The following is a 14,736-nucleotide window of genomic DNA, read 5'->3' on the forward strand; positions in this document are numbered from 1 at the left end:
AACGAACATGTATAAAATATTAATTGTAGAAGATGATGAGAAAATCGCGGGAATATTAGAAGAGCATTTAGAAAGGTATGGCTATCAATCATTTAGAGCAAGTGATTTACGTCATATAAAAGATGAGTTTGTAAAAGTAAATCCTCATCTCGTGTTACTTGATATTAATTTACCGTACTTTGACGGTTTTTATTGGTGTCGTCAAATTCGTACTGTATCGAATGCGCCGATTATTTTTGTTTCTGCAAGAACAGGGGAAATGGATCAAGTAATGGCGATTGAAAATGGCGGGGATGATTATATTACGAAGCCATTCCATTTAGATATCGTAATGGCAAAGGTGAAGAGTGCACTTCGCCGTGGTTATGGAGAGTATGCTTCTGCTGCTGAGAGTGATTGTTTAGGTGTAAATGGACTGTTGTTATTCCCGTCCCAGCATATTGTTGAGTGGCAGGGACAACAAACTGAACTGACAAAAAATGAGTTTTACTTATTAGAGTGTTTAATGAAACAGGTGAATCAATATGTAACGCGCGAAGAACTGTTAGAAGCCCTATGGGATGAAGTAGCATTTGTGGATGATAATACATTAACCGTAAATGTAAAACGTGTAAGGAAGAAGCTAGAGGAGCTAGGCATTAAAAATGCAATTGTAACGAAACGTGGATATGGTTATGCGCTTCTTACAGAGTGGGGCGAAGGGCATGAAGGTTAAAAATTACCTTATGGACCGCTTTTCTTTAATTCTTTCTTATATTGTTAGCCTTTGTTTATTTGGGCTCGTTTTGCAGTTGCAAAGTCTTTTAGAAAAGAAATCCATTGATTGGAGTACGTGGTTATATGGACTTTTGTTAGGAACAGTTGTGTTTATTGTATACCTCATTTACGATTACCGAAAACGGAGTGTGTTTTTAAAGAGGATCCAAAAGTATGTTAATGGCGGAAATACATTACATGACTCTTTACTTATTGATGAATCTTATACATTAGAGCAAGAAATGGTCGTTGAATCTTTTACGTTATTAAGACAGCAATATATGAATGAAGTTCATAAACAGCATGCGAAAGAGCAACAGCAAATGATATTTATGAACCAATGGATTCACCAAATGAAAACACCAGTATCTGTTATTGAATTATTGTTGCAGAAGTTTGGCAAGGAGCATCGTGAGGCAAGAGCAACAGTTGAAAGTATTCGTGAAGAAAATAACCGTATACTAAATGGTTTAGATTTAGCGTTACATATGGCAAGGCTAGAGCAGTTCGCGAAGGATTATAAAGTAGAAGTAGTAAATGTTATAGATGTCGTGCGAGGTATTATTAATGAAAATCGAAAATCCTTCATTCAATCGTCTGTATTTCCGAAAGTGATGTTTGAAGAAGATACTTGTATGGTTGCATCTGATAGAAAATGGCTGAGTATTGCTATAGGTCAAATTGTTGTAAACGCAATCAAGTATACAAAAATTTCAGCGGCAGAGAAAAAAGAAATTCAATTTCAAATTGAAGAGAAAAATCAAAAGGTGTTATTACATATTAAGGACAATGGAATTGGTATTCCAGAGCAAGACGTAAAGCGCATATTTGATCCATTCTTTACGGGAATAAATGGACGTAAGACGAGAGAAGCGACTGGGATGGGCTTATATATTACGAAGGAAATTTGCGATAATTTACATCATGGAATGTATGTTCAATCGGCTGAAGGAGAAGGGACAACATTCACGTTCCAATTTGCAAAAGATGAAGAATATCATACATTAATGAGAAAAATGACAAAACTGTAAGATAACAAAACGTTTTGTAAGGGAAATCACTCGTTTCTTTTTCTTATTTTTCTTATAGTAAATGTAAGAAGAAAACGCATAGGGGGATTAGAAATGAGTGTTCTTGAAGTAAAAGGATTAACAAAGGTGTATCAATCGAAAGGTTCAGTAGCGACGACTGCTTTAAATGATATAAATTTTAAAATAGAAGAAGGCGAATTTGTAGGGATTATGGGTCCTTCAGGAAGCGGGAAAACAACGCTTTTAAATTTATTAGCAACAATCGATAAGCAAACTTCAGGTCATGTGCTTGTAAATGGAGAAGAAATTAATCAAATGCGTGCTGCAAAATTAGCAGAGTTTCGCCGTACACATTTAGGATTCATCTTCCAAGATTTTAACTTACTTGATACGTTATCCATTAAAGAAAACATCATTTTACCGCTTGTAATGGCGAAGAAATCTGTAAATGAAATCGATGCGAAAGTGCTTGAGATTGCGAAGTTTTTAAACATCGAAGAAATTTTAAATAAAAAAGTATACGAAGTATCTGGGGGACAACAACAACGTGCAGCAGCAGCGAGAGCAATCATTCATGAACCGACATTAATTTTAGCAGATGAGCCAACTGGAAACTTAGACTCAAAGTCAGCGAAATCGCTAATGGGCGCTCTGCAAGATTTACACGAGCAAAAGAAAGTAACGATTGCAATGGTTACGCACGATCCAGTAGCGGCTAGTTATTGTGAACGTATCCTTTTCATACGCGATGGAGAAATTTTCTCGGAAATACATAAAGGAAGAACGAAACAAGCCTTTTTCCAAGAAATTTTGGACGTACTTGCGATGCTAGGAGGAGAGTATCATGAACTTTCGCCAGCTCGCGCTTAATAACGTAAAAGGAAATTGGCGTAACTATAAAGCGTTTCTTATAAGTAGTTGTTTATCGATTGTCGTATTTTTCATGTATGCTTCTTTTATTTATCATCCAGATGTCGTAAGCGGTAATATTAGTATGAGGACGATGATCACAAAAGGATTAGAATCGATGAATTATATTGTGGTCATCTTCTCGGCACTCTTTATTTTATATGCAAATTCAACGTTTTTACGAGCAAGAAAAAAAGAGTTTGGTCTACTAACATTAATAGGCGGAACGAAATCGCAGCTCGGCCGAATGATTATATTAGAGCAACTGATGTTAGGTAGTATTGCAATTGTAGTTGGTATTGGGGCTGGAATGCTTTGTTCAAAATTATTTTTCCAAGCGTTAAGCGTATTATTGAAAATAGATAAGACACTTCCACTCGTTTGGAATAGTAAAGCAATTCTTATTACAGCTGGTGTATACTTTATTCTATTTTTAATCCTATCGTTGTTTAGTGTTTGGACAGTCGGACGCTTGCAAATTATTGATTTATTAAGAGAAGCAAGAAAGCAAAAAGTAGAGCCGTTTGCATTTACATGGTTATGTGTAGTTGGTATAGGATGTATTATTGCTGCGTATGTACTTAGCTTCCAAGTAACATTTATGAATTTTATCATTCTGTTTTTACCGATTGTAGGGCTGACGATAGGCGGAACTTATTTGCTATTTACACAAGGTAGTACAGTCGTATTAAAGGCGTTACAAAAACGAAAAAAATCTTTTTATACATATCCAAATATGTTCGTACTTAGCAATCTTATTTATAAAATGAAAGATAATGCTCGTTTTCTATTTGTAATTTCTATTATTACGGCGGTTGTATCCTCGGCAGTTGGCACGCTTTACGTATATTTTGAGGATATGAGTTATAAAACGGTAGTCAAAACTCCACATGCTATTTCATATGAGGAAAAGGGGTTAAATACGCATAACCTTATTAATGAAGAAAAGGTACAGCAGCTTGTGAAGAGACACGGGTTTGAAGATGCGCGAAAAGTAACCTACGTTAAACTACCGGCAACACAGAAAATAACGTTGTTTAATAGTGAACATGAAGTACCGATGACGATTATTTCAGAAAAAGAATATAATGCAGAAGTGCGTGAACAAAAGAGAGAGCAAGTTACAGAAGTTCATAATGCACCAGGCAGTGCAACGATGGTTATGGTCGATATGGCAAATGAACTGATGAAGATAGACCGTACGAAACCGTATGAATTTACAATTAACGGACAAAAGCAGTCTGTTCAGTTAAATAGCCCAACTTCATTTTCTGTTTTTAATGATAGTGAATATCTCGTTGTAAATGATCAAGATTTTGAGAAGTATGCAAAACTCGTACCAGATGAAGAAAAGACGAAATATTACGGTTATTATATTGAGGATTGGAAAAGTACAGAAGATCTTGTATTAGATTTGAAAAATGAAATTGCACCAGAAAAGCAAGGAGAATTGAGAAATTCAGTGTTTGCGTATAAGGATATAAGAGAAGGTGGAGCGATTACAATGTTCATCGGTTTCTTCGTGGCGGTACTGTTCTTCTTCTTCGCTTGTAGTATGACATACTTTAAATGGTTTAACGATAAAGAACAAGATCGTATTCAATTTAAATCGTTAAAGAGAATCGGTATGACAGATAAAGAAATTCGCAAAATTGCGATTCGACAAATGGGAGTTATCTTCTTTATCCCAATTTTAATCGGTTCCATTCATAGTGGATTTGCTCTTCATACGTTAGGGAAAATGCTTTATATTGATTTGTGGAAATCAGGTGCGCTTGTAATTGGAGCATACATTTTAGCTTCTGCCATTTACTTTATGATCGCGCAAAGAGGATATTTAAAACACATAAAAAGCTAGGGGAACCTCTAGCTTTTTGCCTATGTAGTAAGTTACAGGAGGACGATAGATGAACATTCGGCAACTAGCGCTGCAAAATATAAAAGGAAATTGGCGTAATTATAAAGTGTTTTTCTTAAGTAGTTGTTTTGCAATATTTGCATCTCTTGCATATATGTCTGTTATTGTACATCCGTATATGCAAGAGACGATGTGGTATCAAAACGTACGCTGGGTACTTATCATATGTAATGTTATAATCATTTCTTTTTTCGTCATATTTATTTTGTACTCTACTTCTATTTTCATAGAAGCACGTAAGAAAGAATTAGGACTATATATGTTAATGGGAGCAACGAAGTCTAACGTAATAGGAGTAATTATGACCGAGCAAATATTAATTGGAATTTTTGCTAATATTTTCGGTATAGGGCTGGGCATGATCTTTTTAAAGCTCTTCTTCATGGTGTTTAGTATGTTACTGGGGCTTCCGAAAGAACTCCCTGTTATATTTGACGTAAGTGCGATTGGTGTAACATTTATTACATATATGGTCGTTTTTATTCTGTTATCTTTTATAAGTGCTTTACGTATATGGAATATAAAAATCATTCGGTTATTGAAAGAATTTCGAACAGATAAAAAAGAGAAGAAAACATCAAAGTGGCTTTGTTTATTCGGTTTTGCTTGTTTAGTGGGCGGGTATGCGTTGGCGCTACAAGTGACGATGGCTACGATAGCAATATGCTTTTTCCCTGTGTCTATACTTGTCTTTTTGGGAACGTATTTTTCTTTCGCGCATGGAGCTACCCAAGTGTTAGAAATGATAAAGCGAAATAAAAAGATTATGTATACATATCCATATTTATTTATAGTGAATCAATTGTCACATCGAATGAAGGAAAATGGTCGCTTTTTCTTTCTGATGTCTATGGCAACGACATTTGTAGTTACGGCAACAGGTACGGTGTTCTTGTATTTTTCTAGCATGCAAGATATGTGGCGAACTGGAGGGGTACACTCGTTTTCGTACATAGAAAAAGGTATTTCTACTTATGAAGTCTTTGAAGAAGGTGCGGTTGAAAAATTACTGAATCAATATGGGTATGATGATTTTCAATATATGAGTTTTGTTGGAGTGTATGCATCCTTTCAGTCTAATAAAGGAGAAACAACAATAGCACCGCTTATAAAAGAAAGTGATTATAACCAAGAAGCGAGGAAACAAAAACAGAAAACATATCATCCTAAAAAAGGTACAGTGACACTCGTTTATTATAATAAATACAATAATTCGAATGTATATAATCAAAAAGAGATTCAATTGCAAGTAATGAATCAACCATATCAATTCGTATTTAACGGTCAGAAAGAGGGGGTTCAATTTAACTATCACCCTTCGTACATTAATGGTCTGTTCTTCGTTATGAATGATGAAGACTTTGACAATATAGCAGATAAGGTTCCTGATTCTGAAAAGATGATATATAGAGGCTACACATTATCAAATATCGAAAAGACGAAGAAATTGAATGAAGATTTACGGAAACATATGAAACAAGATAATAATAATGCATTTCGAAGTAATATGGAGTTATATGTAAGTATGAAAGAAGGCGGCGATATTACTCTATTTGTAGGCTCGTTTATTAGTATATTATTCTTTCTTACTTCATGTAGTATCGTGTATTTTAAATGGTTCCATAATATTGCATCGGACCGAAAGCAGTATGGTGCACTCTCTAAACTTGGAATGACGAAGGAAGAAGTATGGAAAATTTCTCGTTGGCAATTATGTATGCTATTTTTTGCGCCAATTATAGTAGGGAGTATGCATAGTGCAGTTGCGTTATATACGTTTCATAATACTTTCTTTATGGATGGATCATTAAAAAAAGTAGGCTTGTTCATTCTGTTTTATATCGTAGCATGTATCATTTATTTCTTCTTCGCTCAAAGAGAATATAAGAAACATTTAGACTAGCAAACGCTAGTCTTTTTTTAATATTCGAAATTTACATAGAAGAATATAAAAAAGTATGGTATAACAGTAAGAAAACGAAAAAGAGGGGAAAAGACGATGATTCGAGTAGGATATTTAGGACCAGAAGCAACATTTACAAATATGGCGGTGAGTCGTTTTTTTCCGGAAGCAGATCATGTACCGTATCGAACGATTCCAGATTGTATAGATGCAGCTGCAAATGAAAATGTAGACTTCGCAGTCGTACCGTTAGAAAATGCAATAGAAGGTTCAGTGAATATAACGGTTGATTATCTTGTACATGAGCAGCCACTTTCCATTGTAGGAGAAATTACAGTACCAATTCAGCAGCATTTACTTGTGCATCCGCAGTATGCAGAAGTGTGGGATGAAGTATATGCGGTGCATTCTCATCCGCATGCCATTGCACAGTGCCATAAGTTTTTAAATGAAGAATTAAAAGGAGTAACTGTTCGAGATATGACATCCACAAGTGCCGCTGCGCAATATGTGAAAGAACATCCTGAAGAAAAAATTGCCGCTATTGCAAATGAAGCAGCTGCAGAAAAATACGGATTAACAATTGTAAGACGTAGCATTCATACGCATAAAAATAACCATACACGCTTCCTCGTTCTCCATAAGAAAAAGAAAGCAATACTCCCGAATAACGGAGAAAACCGCGGAGAGAAAACGACGCTTATGATAACGTTACCTGCGGATTATGCAGGTGCCCTATATCAAGTGTTATCAGCTTTCGCATGGAGAAAATTAAACTTATCAAAAATCGAATCGCGTCCGATGAAAACAGGTCTTGGAAATTATTTTTTCTTAATCGATGTCGATAAAGCGTACGATGACGTATTATTGCCAGGTGTAACGATGGAACTTGAAGCGCTCGGTTTTTCTGTTACTGTGCTGGGGAGTTATTCTTCTTATTGGTTGTAAGATGTAGATGGAATATTGGTATTTGTCTAATCGTCAATATCATTTCATTGTCTAGTGTATTTTTGGATAGATTAATAAAATCCCACCTGCAAAAGGTGGGATTCTTTATCCCGCTATTTGCAGGGCAGTAAGATCCCCACCTCAAAACTCAGCGAAAGCGAAGAAGTTAAGTGGGAATCGGGCTGCCCATAAAAGCCCGATTGGTGAGGGCTGATAATCAGTGGGGAATTAACAAAACCCCCACTGATTAAAGTTTCACTTTATTTTAACTTCGCAAGACGATCTTCTAACTGACCACGCCAAATATCAGCTAGTTCTGGGACAGCAAGAATTTTTTCAATGCCATCTTTATCTTTTCTATTATGAAAATAAATTTCGTTAGAGAACAAAACAGAAACATTGCTCGGTTGACGTTCTAGTAATGTAATTTTAGAATCTTTACGTACAGTACCTTCTTGAAGAACACGGCATAGGTAGCCAGTAAATCCAGTTGCTACAATGCGCGGCAGTATGCCAGGGATGCCAAGACGTTTTGAAATTGTGCTACAAGGAACGCGAGCTTGTGTCACTTGAATGATTGCTTCACCTAGTTGATATGTATCTCCGATGCAAACATCACGCTCTAACATATTTGTTACGGTAATGTTTTCGCCAAATGTGGAAGCTGGAAGCGTAGTTTGAAATTCCTCTTCCCATAGTGCGTAATGCTCGTGTGGGTACACACAAACAGCGCGATCAGGTCCCCCGTGATGTTTTAAATCCGCTACGTCATCACCAAGGAATCCGTCTTTGGAGAGAAAGGCCTCTTCTGTAGGATCTTTACATATACCTGTTATCATTTCTTTATCTTCGCCATATTTCATTTGTTTCGGTTTACCAGTACTAAAGTGAACGAGTTCAATTCCCATATGTGATCTCCTTTACGATTGATTACAATATTATAGCATTAAAAAAGCACAGAGAATTATAAAAACTCTGTGCTTTACATTAATAAACGAGAAATCCTGCTTTATCCAGTGCCTCACAAGCAGCATCTAATTTTTCTTTAGAATCTGCCTCGATTGTATGTAAGTGAATACCATCTGTTAGTTGTGAAAGATAGGAAGCATTTGTGTTTTCGATTTTTTGTAAATATTGCTCTACATCAAAGCGATTGCTTACCATAATGGATGCTGTTAAGTCACCGTATACAGGATGCTCAACTTTTACATCTTTAATCGTAACGCCGTGGTCAACAAGCATTGTAAGTTCTTGACGTACTTCTGCTGGTTTGTGCTGGCATACGATTACGCGTTCAAAAGCTTGTTGTTTCTCTTGTGGCTTTAAATATAAATAGCCTTGAGCAGTCGCAATAATTGGTTCGTTTCGTGCTTTAAGCAAGGAAATATCTTGCACGATAACTTGTCTACTTACGTTCGTCTTTTTCGATAATTCATTCCCCGATAACGGCTCATTTGCAGCAAGAAGCCACTGGAGGATAAGCTGTCGTCTTTCTTCACCTAAAATCTTTTTTTGTTCATTTTGTTTCATTATGATTTAACACCTCTATAAAATTGATTTCCAATTGTGTGTAGTGCATGAATAGTAGTATCAATTTGATCTTTCGTTGTTTGTTGTCCGAAAGAGAAGCGGACATATTGTTTGGCCTCTTCATACGTTTTTCCAATTGCAAGCATAGTTTTCGAAGGTTCTTGTTTACCGACTTGGCAAGCACTTCCGGTGGAAATGGCAATACCATGACGATTACATTCTAGCATAGTATATTGACCTTCTATTCCTTTTATTGTAACCCCAACAATATGTGGTAAACAAGAAGTAGAATGACCTTCTACTTTAATTTCTAGCGGAAGTGTTTGTATTTGCTCTAAAAAGTAGGATCGTAACTCTTTAAAACGTAAACTTTCTTCCCATTGAGTTTTTAATATATTTTCAGCAGCTGTTAAAAAAGATGCGATGCCGGGAACGTTCACTGTACCTGGGCGAAATCCTTTTTCGTGAGAAGTTCCTGGAAATACTTGTTCCCAGCGAGATTGCGGATTTATGTAGCAAGCGCCGACACCTTTTGGTCCGTATATTTTATGTGCTGAAACAGAAAGACTATCAATTCCCATCTCAAAAACATTGATAGGAAGTTTACCAAATGTTTGCACACAATCCGAATGAAATAAAACGTTATATTTTTTTAACAGTGCCCCGATTTCTGCAATGTTTTGAACGGTTCCAATTTCAGAGTTTCCGTGCTGTATGCTTGCTAGCACAGTATCTTCTGTAATAGCTGCCTCTAAATCTACTAAACAAATGAGTCCACTTTTATCAATAGGAATTTCAGTGATCGTATAGCCTTTTGATTTTAGAGATTGAAAATAACTTCGAATGGATGCATGTTCCATAGGTGTCGTAATAATATGCTTCTTATTTCGGGCATTTAGAAGTGATTGAATCGCAAGATAGTTCGATTCCGATCCACCGCTTGTGAAAAATACTCCTTGTTCTTTGCCTCCAATCATTTCCGCAAATGTTTTTCGGCAAACTTGTAATAAAGAAGAAGCCGTTCCTCCAATATCATGTAAACTTTGTTCATTTCCGAAGTATTGCGACGCTGCTTTCATATATGTTTGTAACGCTTCCTCGCTCATAGGTGTAGTAGCTGCATAGTCAAGATATATCATCATGTAAGTTCCTCTCTCTCGTAAGAGTTACATTTCTTTTACTTTTTAAATGGTAGTGAAAATAAGAATTATAAAAAAACTCTTGTCATTATTTTAAAACTATGTAAATATAGGTGTCAAGACAGTTGAAAAGTGTAAAGTAGGAGGCAACAATTATGCCAAGTGCAGATGTCTTAATTATTGGAAGTGGCGTTGCGGCACTTCGTGTTGCAAAAAAGATTTGTCACGAAAAGAATGTGATTATTATCACAAAGGAGACGGAACGTAATAATAATACACATTTAGCTCAAGGTGGAATTGCCGCAGCGGTAGCTACATATGACAATCCTAATGATCATTTTGAAGATACGTTAGTAGCAGGGTGTCATTATAACAATGAAGAAGTGGTCCGTTATTTAGTAGAGGAAGGACCGAAAGAAATTAATAACCTTATTGAAAATGGAATGAAATTTGATGGAGATGAAACAGGTCCTCATCTTGGAAAAGAAGGAGCGCATCGAAAACGTCGTATTTTACATGCAGGTGGCGATGCAACAGGAAAGAATTTATTAGAGCATCTTATTCAAGAAGTAGCTCCATACGTTACGGTAATGGAACAGGAAATGGTGCTCGATTTTATTATAGAAAAAGATAAATGTGTTGGGGCTTTAACTCGCAACAATAAAGGAGAACTGAAACGTTACAATGCAGATTATACGGTGTTAGCTTCAGGCGGTATTGGCGGTTTATACGCCTTTACTTCTAATGATGAGACAATTACAGGCGATGGACTTGCAATGGTGTACCGTGCAGGCGGGGAGCTTGTAGATTTAGAGTTTATACAATTTCATCCGACGATGTTATACGCGGGTGGGCGTTGTTCCGGCCTCGTGTCCGAAGCTGTTCGCGGAGAAGGAGCTGTCCTTATAAATGGCAAAGGGCAGCGTTTTATGATGGATATACATTCCGAACAGGATTTAGCGCCTCGTGATGTAGTCGCAAGGGCTATTCATGAACAGCTACTTGCGGGTGAAAAAGTGTACTTAAACATCGAAATGATTCAAAACTTTGAACAACGCTTTCCGACCGTGTCATCGATATGTAAAACGAATGGAGTCGATATAAATAAAAACCTTATTCCAGTCGTGCCCGGTACTCATTTTCACATGGGTGGCGTGAAAACGAACTGTGATGGAGAGACGTCTATTCCGAACCTATACGCAGTCGGGGAAGTAGCTTGTAATGGGGTTCATGGTGCAAATAGATTAGCGAGTAATTCATTATTAGAAGGTCTTGTGTTTGGAGGAAGAATCGGAAGACACATTTTATCTAGAGAGACAAAAGAAAAGATGAACATGCTAGCCGAAACAGAAGCAAAGTTTATCGTTCTAAATCATTTACCGACGAAAGAAGAAATACAAAAATGCATGATGAAATATGTTGGGATTGTGCGAACAGAGCAAAGTTTATCTTATGCGAAGAGATGGCTTAGTAAGTACGGTGTTCGAAATATGATATTACAACATGATGTTCTTACGAATGAAGAGATAACGCTTATTAATATGTTAACAGTGTGTGAGCTTATAGTTGTGTCAGCCCTACAAAGAGAAGAAAGTATTGGCGGGCATTACCGAAGTGATTATCCAGATAGAAATATAGGAAAGAAAGAGATTGTTCGAGTAAAGAGAAAACTACAACTTGTGTGATGAGGGGAAGAGGGGCTTTATGAACACGATAAAAGTTAAAGAAGCATTAAATAGATTTTTTTTAGAAGATATAGGAGAAAGAGATGTAACATCTCAGCTTATTTTTCCAGATAACTTACTTTCGAAAGGAACGTTTCTTGCGAAGGATACAGGGGTCTTTGCAGGACGTTTAGTAATTGAATCAGGATTTAAATTAATTGATGAGAGAATTGAAGTAGAGCTTCATAAAAAAGATGGCGATCTTGTAGAAAAAGGCGAAATCATTGCAACTGTGCAAGGGCCAATTGCATCGTTATTAACAGCAGAGCGCGTTATATTAAACGTTATTCAGCGTATGAGCGGAATAGCGACGATGACGCGTAAAGCGGTTCTTGCTTTAGATAGTAGCCATACTCGTATTTGTGATACGCGAAAAACGATGCCAGGACTACGTATGTTTGATAAGTATGCGGTCGTGTGTGGTGGTGGATTTAATCATCGCTTCGGTTTATATGATGGTGTCATGATTAAAGACAATCATATTGCGTTTGCTGGTTCTATTACAAAAGCTGTTACATCAGTGAAAGAAAAGTTAGGACATATGGTGAAAGTAGAAGTAGAAACAGAAACTGAGGAACAGGTGAGAGAGGCTGTTGCTGCTGGTGCGGATATTATTATGTTCGATAATCGTACGCCAGATGAAATCCGGGAGTTTTCGAAAATTGTACCGAGCGCTATCGTTACAGAAGCTTCAGGGGGCATCACAATTGAAGATTTATCGAAATACGGAAAAACAGGGGTAGATTATATTTCACTTGGAGCGTTAACACATTCAGTGAAAGCACTTGATATTAGTTTCAATATTGAAGGGTAAGGAAAGTGGCTTAGAGGGGGAGAAACGTATATGAGTATTTTAGAACAAGTACAGCCAATTGAAACGATGTTACCAGAGCGTTATTACACGATGTCAACGGAAGATATGGAAAAGCGTGTTCGTGAAATTAAAGAGAAGATGGGGAAAATGTTATTCATTCCAGGGCATCATTATCAAAAAGATGAAGTGGTACAATTTTCAGATGCAGCAGGGGATTCACTTCAGCTTGCGCAAGTTGCAGCGAGCAATAAAGACGCAAAATATATTGTGTTTTGCGGGGTGCACTTTATGGCGGAAACAGCAGATATGTTAACGACAGATGATCAAGTTGTCATCTTACCAGATATGCGTGCAGGTTGTTCGATGGCGGATATGGCAGATATTGAACAAACAGAAAGAGCATGGAAAGAGCTAAAGAAATTATTTGGAGATACGATGATTCCGTTAACATATGTGAACTCTACAGCTGCAATTAAAGCGTTTTGTGGTCGTAACGGAGGAGCAACAGTAACTTCTTCTAATGCAAAGCAAATGGTATCTTGGGCGTTTACTCAAAAAGAACGTCTCGTCTTTTTACCAGACCAACATTTAGGAAGAAATACAGCGTACGATTTAGGTATCCCGTTAGATAAAATGGCAGTATGGGACCCGCACACAGATTCATTAGAGTACGATGGGGATATAGAAGAAATTCAAGTGATTTTATGGAAAGGGCATTGTTCTGTTCATCAAAATTTTACAGTGAAGAACATTGAGAGCGTACGAAAAAATCATCCTGATATGAATATTATTGTACATCCAGAATGTTGCTATGAAGTTGTAGCTGCTTCAGATTATGCAGGCTCAACGAAGTATATTATTGATATGATTGAATCAGCGCCATCTGGTAGCAAATGGGCGATTGGTACAGAAATGAATTTAGTGAACCGAATTATTCAGCAACATCCAGATAAAGAAATTGTTTCACTTAATCCATTTATGTGTCCATGCTTAACGATGAACCGAATTGATCTGCCTCACTTATTATGGGTACTTGAAACGATAGAAAGAGGAGCAGAAATTAACGTTATTAGCGTAGATAAACAAGTAACGGCAGAAGCGGTTCTTGCCTTAAATCGTATGTTAGAGCGTGTGTAAAGCAACGGTATTCCCGTTGCTTTTTTTCATACATATAATCATAACGAGAACAAAATGGGCATACATTGTTTTGAAGAAATCATTGTGGTTCTTTATGCTTATTCCACTTCGAATGATATTGAAAATCGAAGAAGTGCTAAAAGTGAAAAGAAGTTAATGTTATTTAGAAAGAGTTACTTCATGAGATTTGTTACTTATAGATAAGTTATACAGGAGGGGGAAAATTTGAAAATTCATATCGTGCAAAAAGGGGATACCCTTTGGAAAATTGCGAAAAAGTACGGAGTGGATTTTGATACGTTGAAAAAAACAAATACACAACTTAGTAATCCAGATTTAATTATGCCAGGTATGAAAATTAAAGTGCCATCCAAGAGTGTTCACATGAAACAACAGGCTGGGGCAGGCTCAGCGCATCCAAAGCAATACGTAAAAGAAGTGCAGCAAAAAGAATTTGCAGCAACACCAACTCCGCTTGGAATAGAAGATGAAGAAGAAGTTACGTATCAATCAGCACCAATTACACAGCAGCCAGCTATGCAACAAACACAAAAAGAAGTGCAGGTAAAACCGCAGAAGGAAATGCAGGTAAAGCCGCAAAAAGAAGTACAGGTGAAACCGCAAAAAGAGGTGCAAAAAGAACAGCCAATTCAAAAAGAGAAACCAGTTGAAAAACCGTCTGTTATTCAAAAACCACCTGTGATAGAAAAACAAAAACCGGCGGAAAAAGAAAACACGAAGTTTTCGGTAAATGTATTGCCACAGCCACCACAACCACCAATAAAACCGAAAAAAGAATATAAAATTTCAGATGTAATAAAAAAAGGAAGCGAGTTAATTGCTCCTCAAATTAGTAAAATGAAACCTAACAATATCATTTCTCCGCAAACGAAAAAAAACAATATAGTATCGCCGCAAGTGAAGAAA

Annotated in this window: 12 protein-coding genes and 1 pseudogene; 10 read left to right on the forward strand and 3 right to left on the reverse strand. The window is 36.8% G+C overall.

Annotation, left to right across the window (positions count from 1 at the left end):
• The first annotated feature begins 7 nt into the window (after positions 1-7).
• The 6 genes from RT27_RS03375 (at position 8) to pheA (ending at position 7,465) form a co-directional block, all read left to right on the forward strand.
• A complete protein-coding gene (locus tag RT27_RS03375; protein ID WP_043935320.1) occupies positions 8-715 on the forward strand; it encodes a response regulator transcription factor in 708 nt (235 codons plus the stop codon).
• A complete protein-coding gene (locus tag RT27_RS03380) occupies positions 705-1,787 on the forward strand; it encodes a HAMP domain-containing histidine kinase (protein ID WP_043935316.1) in 1,083 nt (360 codons plus the stop codon). Before RT27_RS03375 ends, RT27_RS03380 begins: the two co-directional genes overlap by 11 nt.
• 93 nt (positions 1,788-1,880) lie before the next feature.
• Positions 1,881-2,657 (forward strand): ABC transporter ATP-binding protein, encoded by a 777-nt coding sequence (locus RT27_RS03385; protein ID WP_000114529.1) that lies wholly within the window; start codon positions 1,881-1,883, stop codon positions 2,655-2,657.
• Positions 2,632-4,554 (forward strand): ABC transporter permease, encoded by a 1,923-nt coding sequence (locus tag RT27_RS03390; protein ID WP_029443363.1) that lies wholly within the window; start codon positions 2,632-2,634, stop codon positions 4,552-4,554. The genes RT27_RS03385 and RT27_RS03390 overlap by 26 nt, the downstream gene beginning before the upstream one ends.
• Positions 4,555-4,603: 49 nt before the next feature.
• A complete protein-coding gene (locus RT27_RS03395; protein ID WP_043935317.1) occupies positions 4,604-6,517 on the forward strand; it encodes an ABC transporter permease in 1,914 nt (637 codons plus the stop codon).
• Positions 6,518-6,613: 96 nt separating this feature from the next.
• Entirely contained in the window at positions 6,614-7,465 is an 852-nt protein-coding gene (gene pheA, locus RT27_RS03400) for a prephenate dehydratase (protein WP_000621693.1), read from the forward strand.
• Positions 7,466-7,725: 260 nt separating this feature from the next.
• On the opposite strand, the gene RT27_RS03405 is transcribed toward pheA, so the two are convergent.
• The 3 genes from RT27_RS03405 to RT27_RS03415 form a co-directional block, all read right to left on the reverse strand.
• Entirely contained in the window at positions 7,726-8,373 is a 648-nt protein-coding gene (locus RT27_RS03405; RefSeq protein ID WP_029443361.1) for an MOSC domain-containing protein, read from the reverse strand.
• A gap of 79 nt (positions 8,374-8,452) precedes the next feature.
• Entirely contained in the window at positions 8,453-8,995 is a 543-nt protein-coding gene (locus RT27_RS03410) for a transcription repressor NadR (RefSeq protein WP_000812272.1), read from the reverse strand.
• Positions 8,995-10,137, reverse strand: coding sequence for an IscS subfamily cysteine desulfurase (locus RT27_RS03415; RefSeq protein WP_016080188.1), 1,143 nt, complete (start codon positions 10,135-10,137; stop codon positions 8,995-8,997). Before RT27_RS03415 ends, RT27_RS03410 begins: the two co-directional genes overlap by 1 nt.
• Before the next feature lie 152 nt (positions 10,138-10,289).
• On the opposite strand from RT27_RS03415, the gene nadB reads away from it, so the two are divergent.
• The 4 genes and pseudogenes from nadB to exsA form a co-directional block, all read left to right on the forward strand.
• A complete protein-coding gene (nadB, locus tag RT27_RS03420; protein ID WP_043935318.1) occupies positions 10,290-11,819 on the forward strand; it encodes an L-aspartate oxidase in 1,530 nt (509 codons plus the stop codon).
• 19 nt (positions 11,820-11,838) lie between these two features.
• Positions 11,839-12,672, forward strand: coding sequence for a carboxylating nicotinate-nucleotide diphosphorylase (nadC, locus tag RT27_RS03425; protein WP_029443359.1), 834 nt, complete (start codon positions 11,839-11,841; stop codon positions 12,670-12,672).
• Positions 12,673-12,702: 30 nt separating this feature from the next.
• Positions 12,703-13,809 (forward strand): quinolinate synthase NadA, encoded by a 1,107-nt coding sequence (gene nadA, locus RT27_RS03430; RefSeq protein WP_016080191.1) that lies wholly within the window; start codon positions 12,703-12,705, stop codon positions 13,807-13,809.
• A 225-nt stretch (positions 13,810-14,034) separates the two neighbouring features.
• Positions 14,035-14,736, forward strand: a pseudogene (gene exsA, locus RT27_RS03435) (spore coat assembly protein ExsA); the annotation flags it as partial.

Origin of the sequence: Bacillus sp. L_1B0_5, from assembly GCF_000836715.1 — a bacterium.
GTDB lineage: Bacteria > Bacillota > Bacilli > Bacillales > Bacillaceae_G > Bacillus_A > Bacillus_A thuringiensis_S.

Excerpts from the sequence above, each read along its gene's own strand:
- nadB (WP_043935318.1), top strand. The coding sequence starts at position 10,290 with ATGCCAAGTGCAGATGTCTTAATTATTGGAAGTGGCGTTGCGGCACTT.
- RT27_RS03415 (WP_016080188.1), bottom strand. The coding sequence starts at position 10,137 with ATGATGATATATCTTGACTATGCAGCTACTACACCTATGAGCGAGGAA.
- nadA (WP_016080191.1), top strand. The coding sequence starts at position 12,703 with ATGAGTATTTTAGAACAAGTACAGCCAATTGAAACGATGTTACCAGAG.
- RT27_RS03380 (WP_043935316.1), top strand. The coding sequence starts at position 705 with ATGAAGGTTAAAAATTACCTTATGGACCGCTTTTCTTTAATTCTTTCT.
- pheA (WP_000621693.1), top strand. The coding sequence starts at position 6,614 with ATGATTCGAGTAGGATATTTAGGACCAGAAGCAACATTTACAAATATG.
- RT27_RS03385 (WP_000114529.1), top strand. The coding sequence starts at position 1,881 with ATGAGTGTTCTTGAAGTAAAAGGATTAACAAAGGTGTATCAATCGAAA.
- RT27_RS03405 (WP_029443361.1), bottom strand. The coding sequence starts at position 8,373 with ATGGGAATTGAACTCGTTCACTTTAGTACTGGTAAACCGAAACAAATG.
- RT27_RS03375 (WP_043935320.1), top strand. The coding sequence starts at position 8 with ATGTATAAAATATTAATTGTAGAAGATGATGAGAAAATCGCGGGAATA.
- nadC (WP_029443359.1), top strand. The coding sequence starts at position 11,839 with ATGAACACGATAAAAGTTAAAGAAGCATTAAATAGATTTTTTTTAGAA.
- RT27_RS03395 (WP_043935317.1), top strand. The coding sequence starts at position 4,604 with ATGAACATTCGGCAACTAGCGCTGCAAAATATAAAAGGAAATTGGCGT.
- RT27_RS03410 (WP_000812272.1), bottom strand. The coding sequence starts at position 8,995 with ATGAAACAAAATGAACAAAAAAAGATTTTAGGTGAAGAAAGACGACAG.
- RT27_RS03390 (WP_029443363.1), top strand. The coding sequence starts at position 2,632 with ATGAACTTTCGCCAGCTCGCGCTTAATAACGTAAAAGGAAATTGGCGT.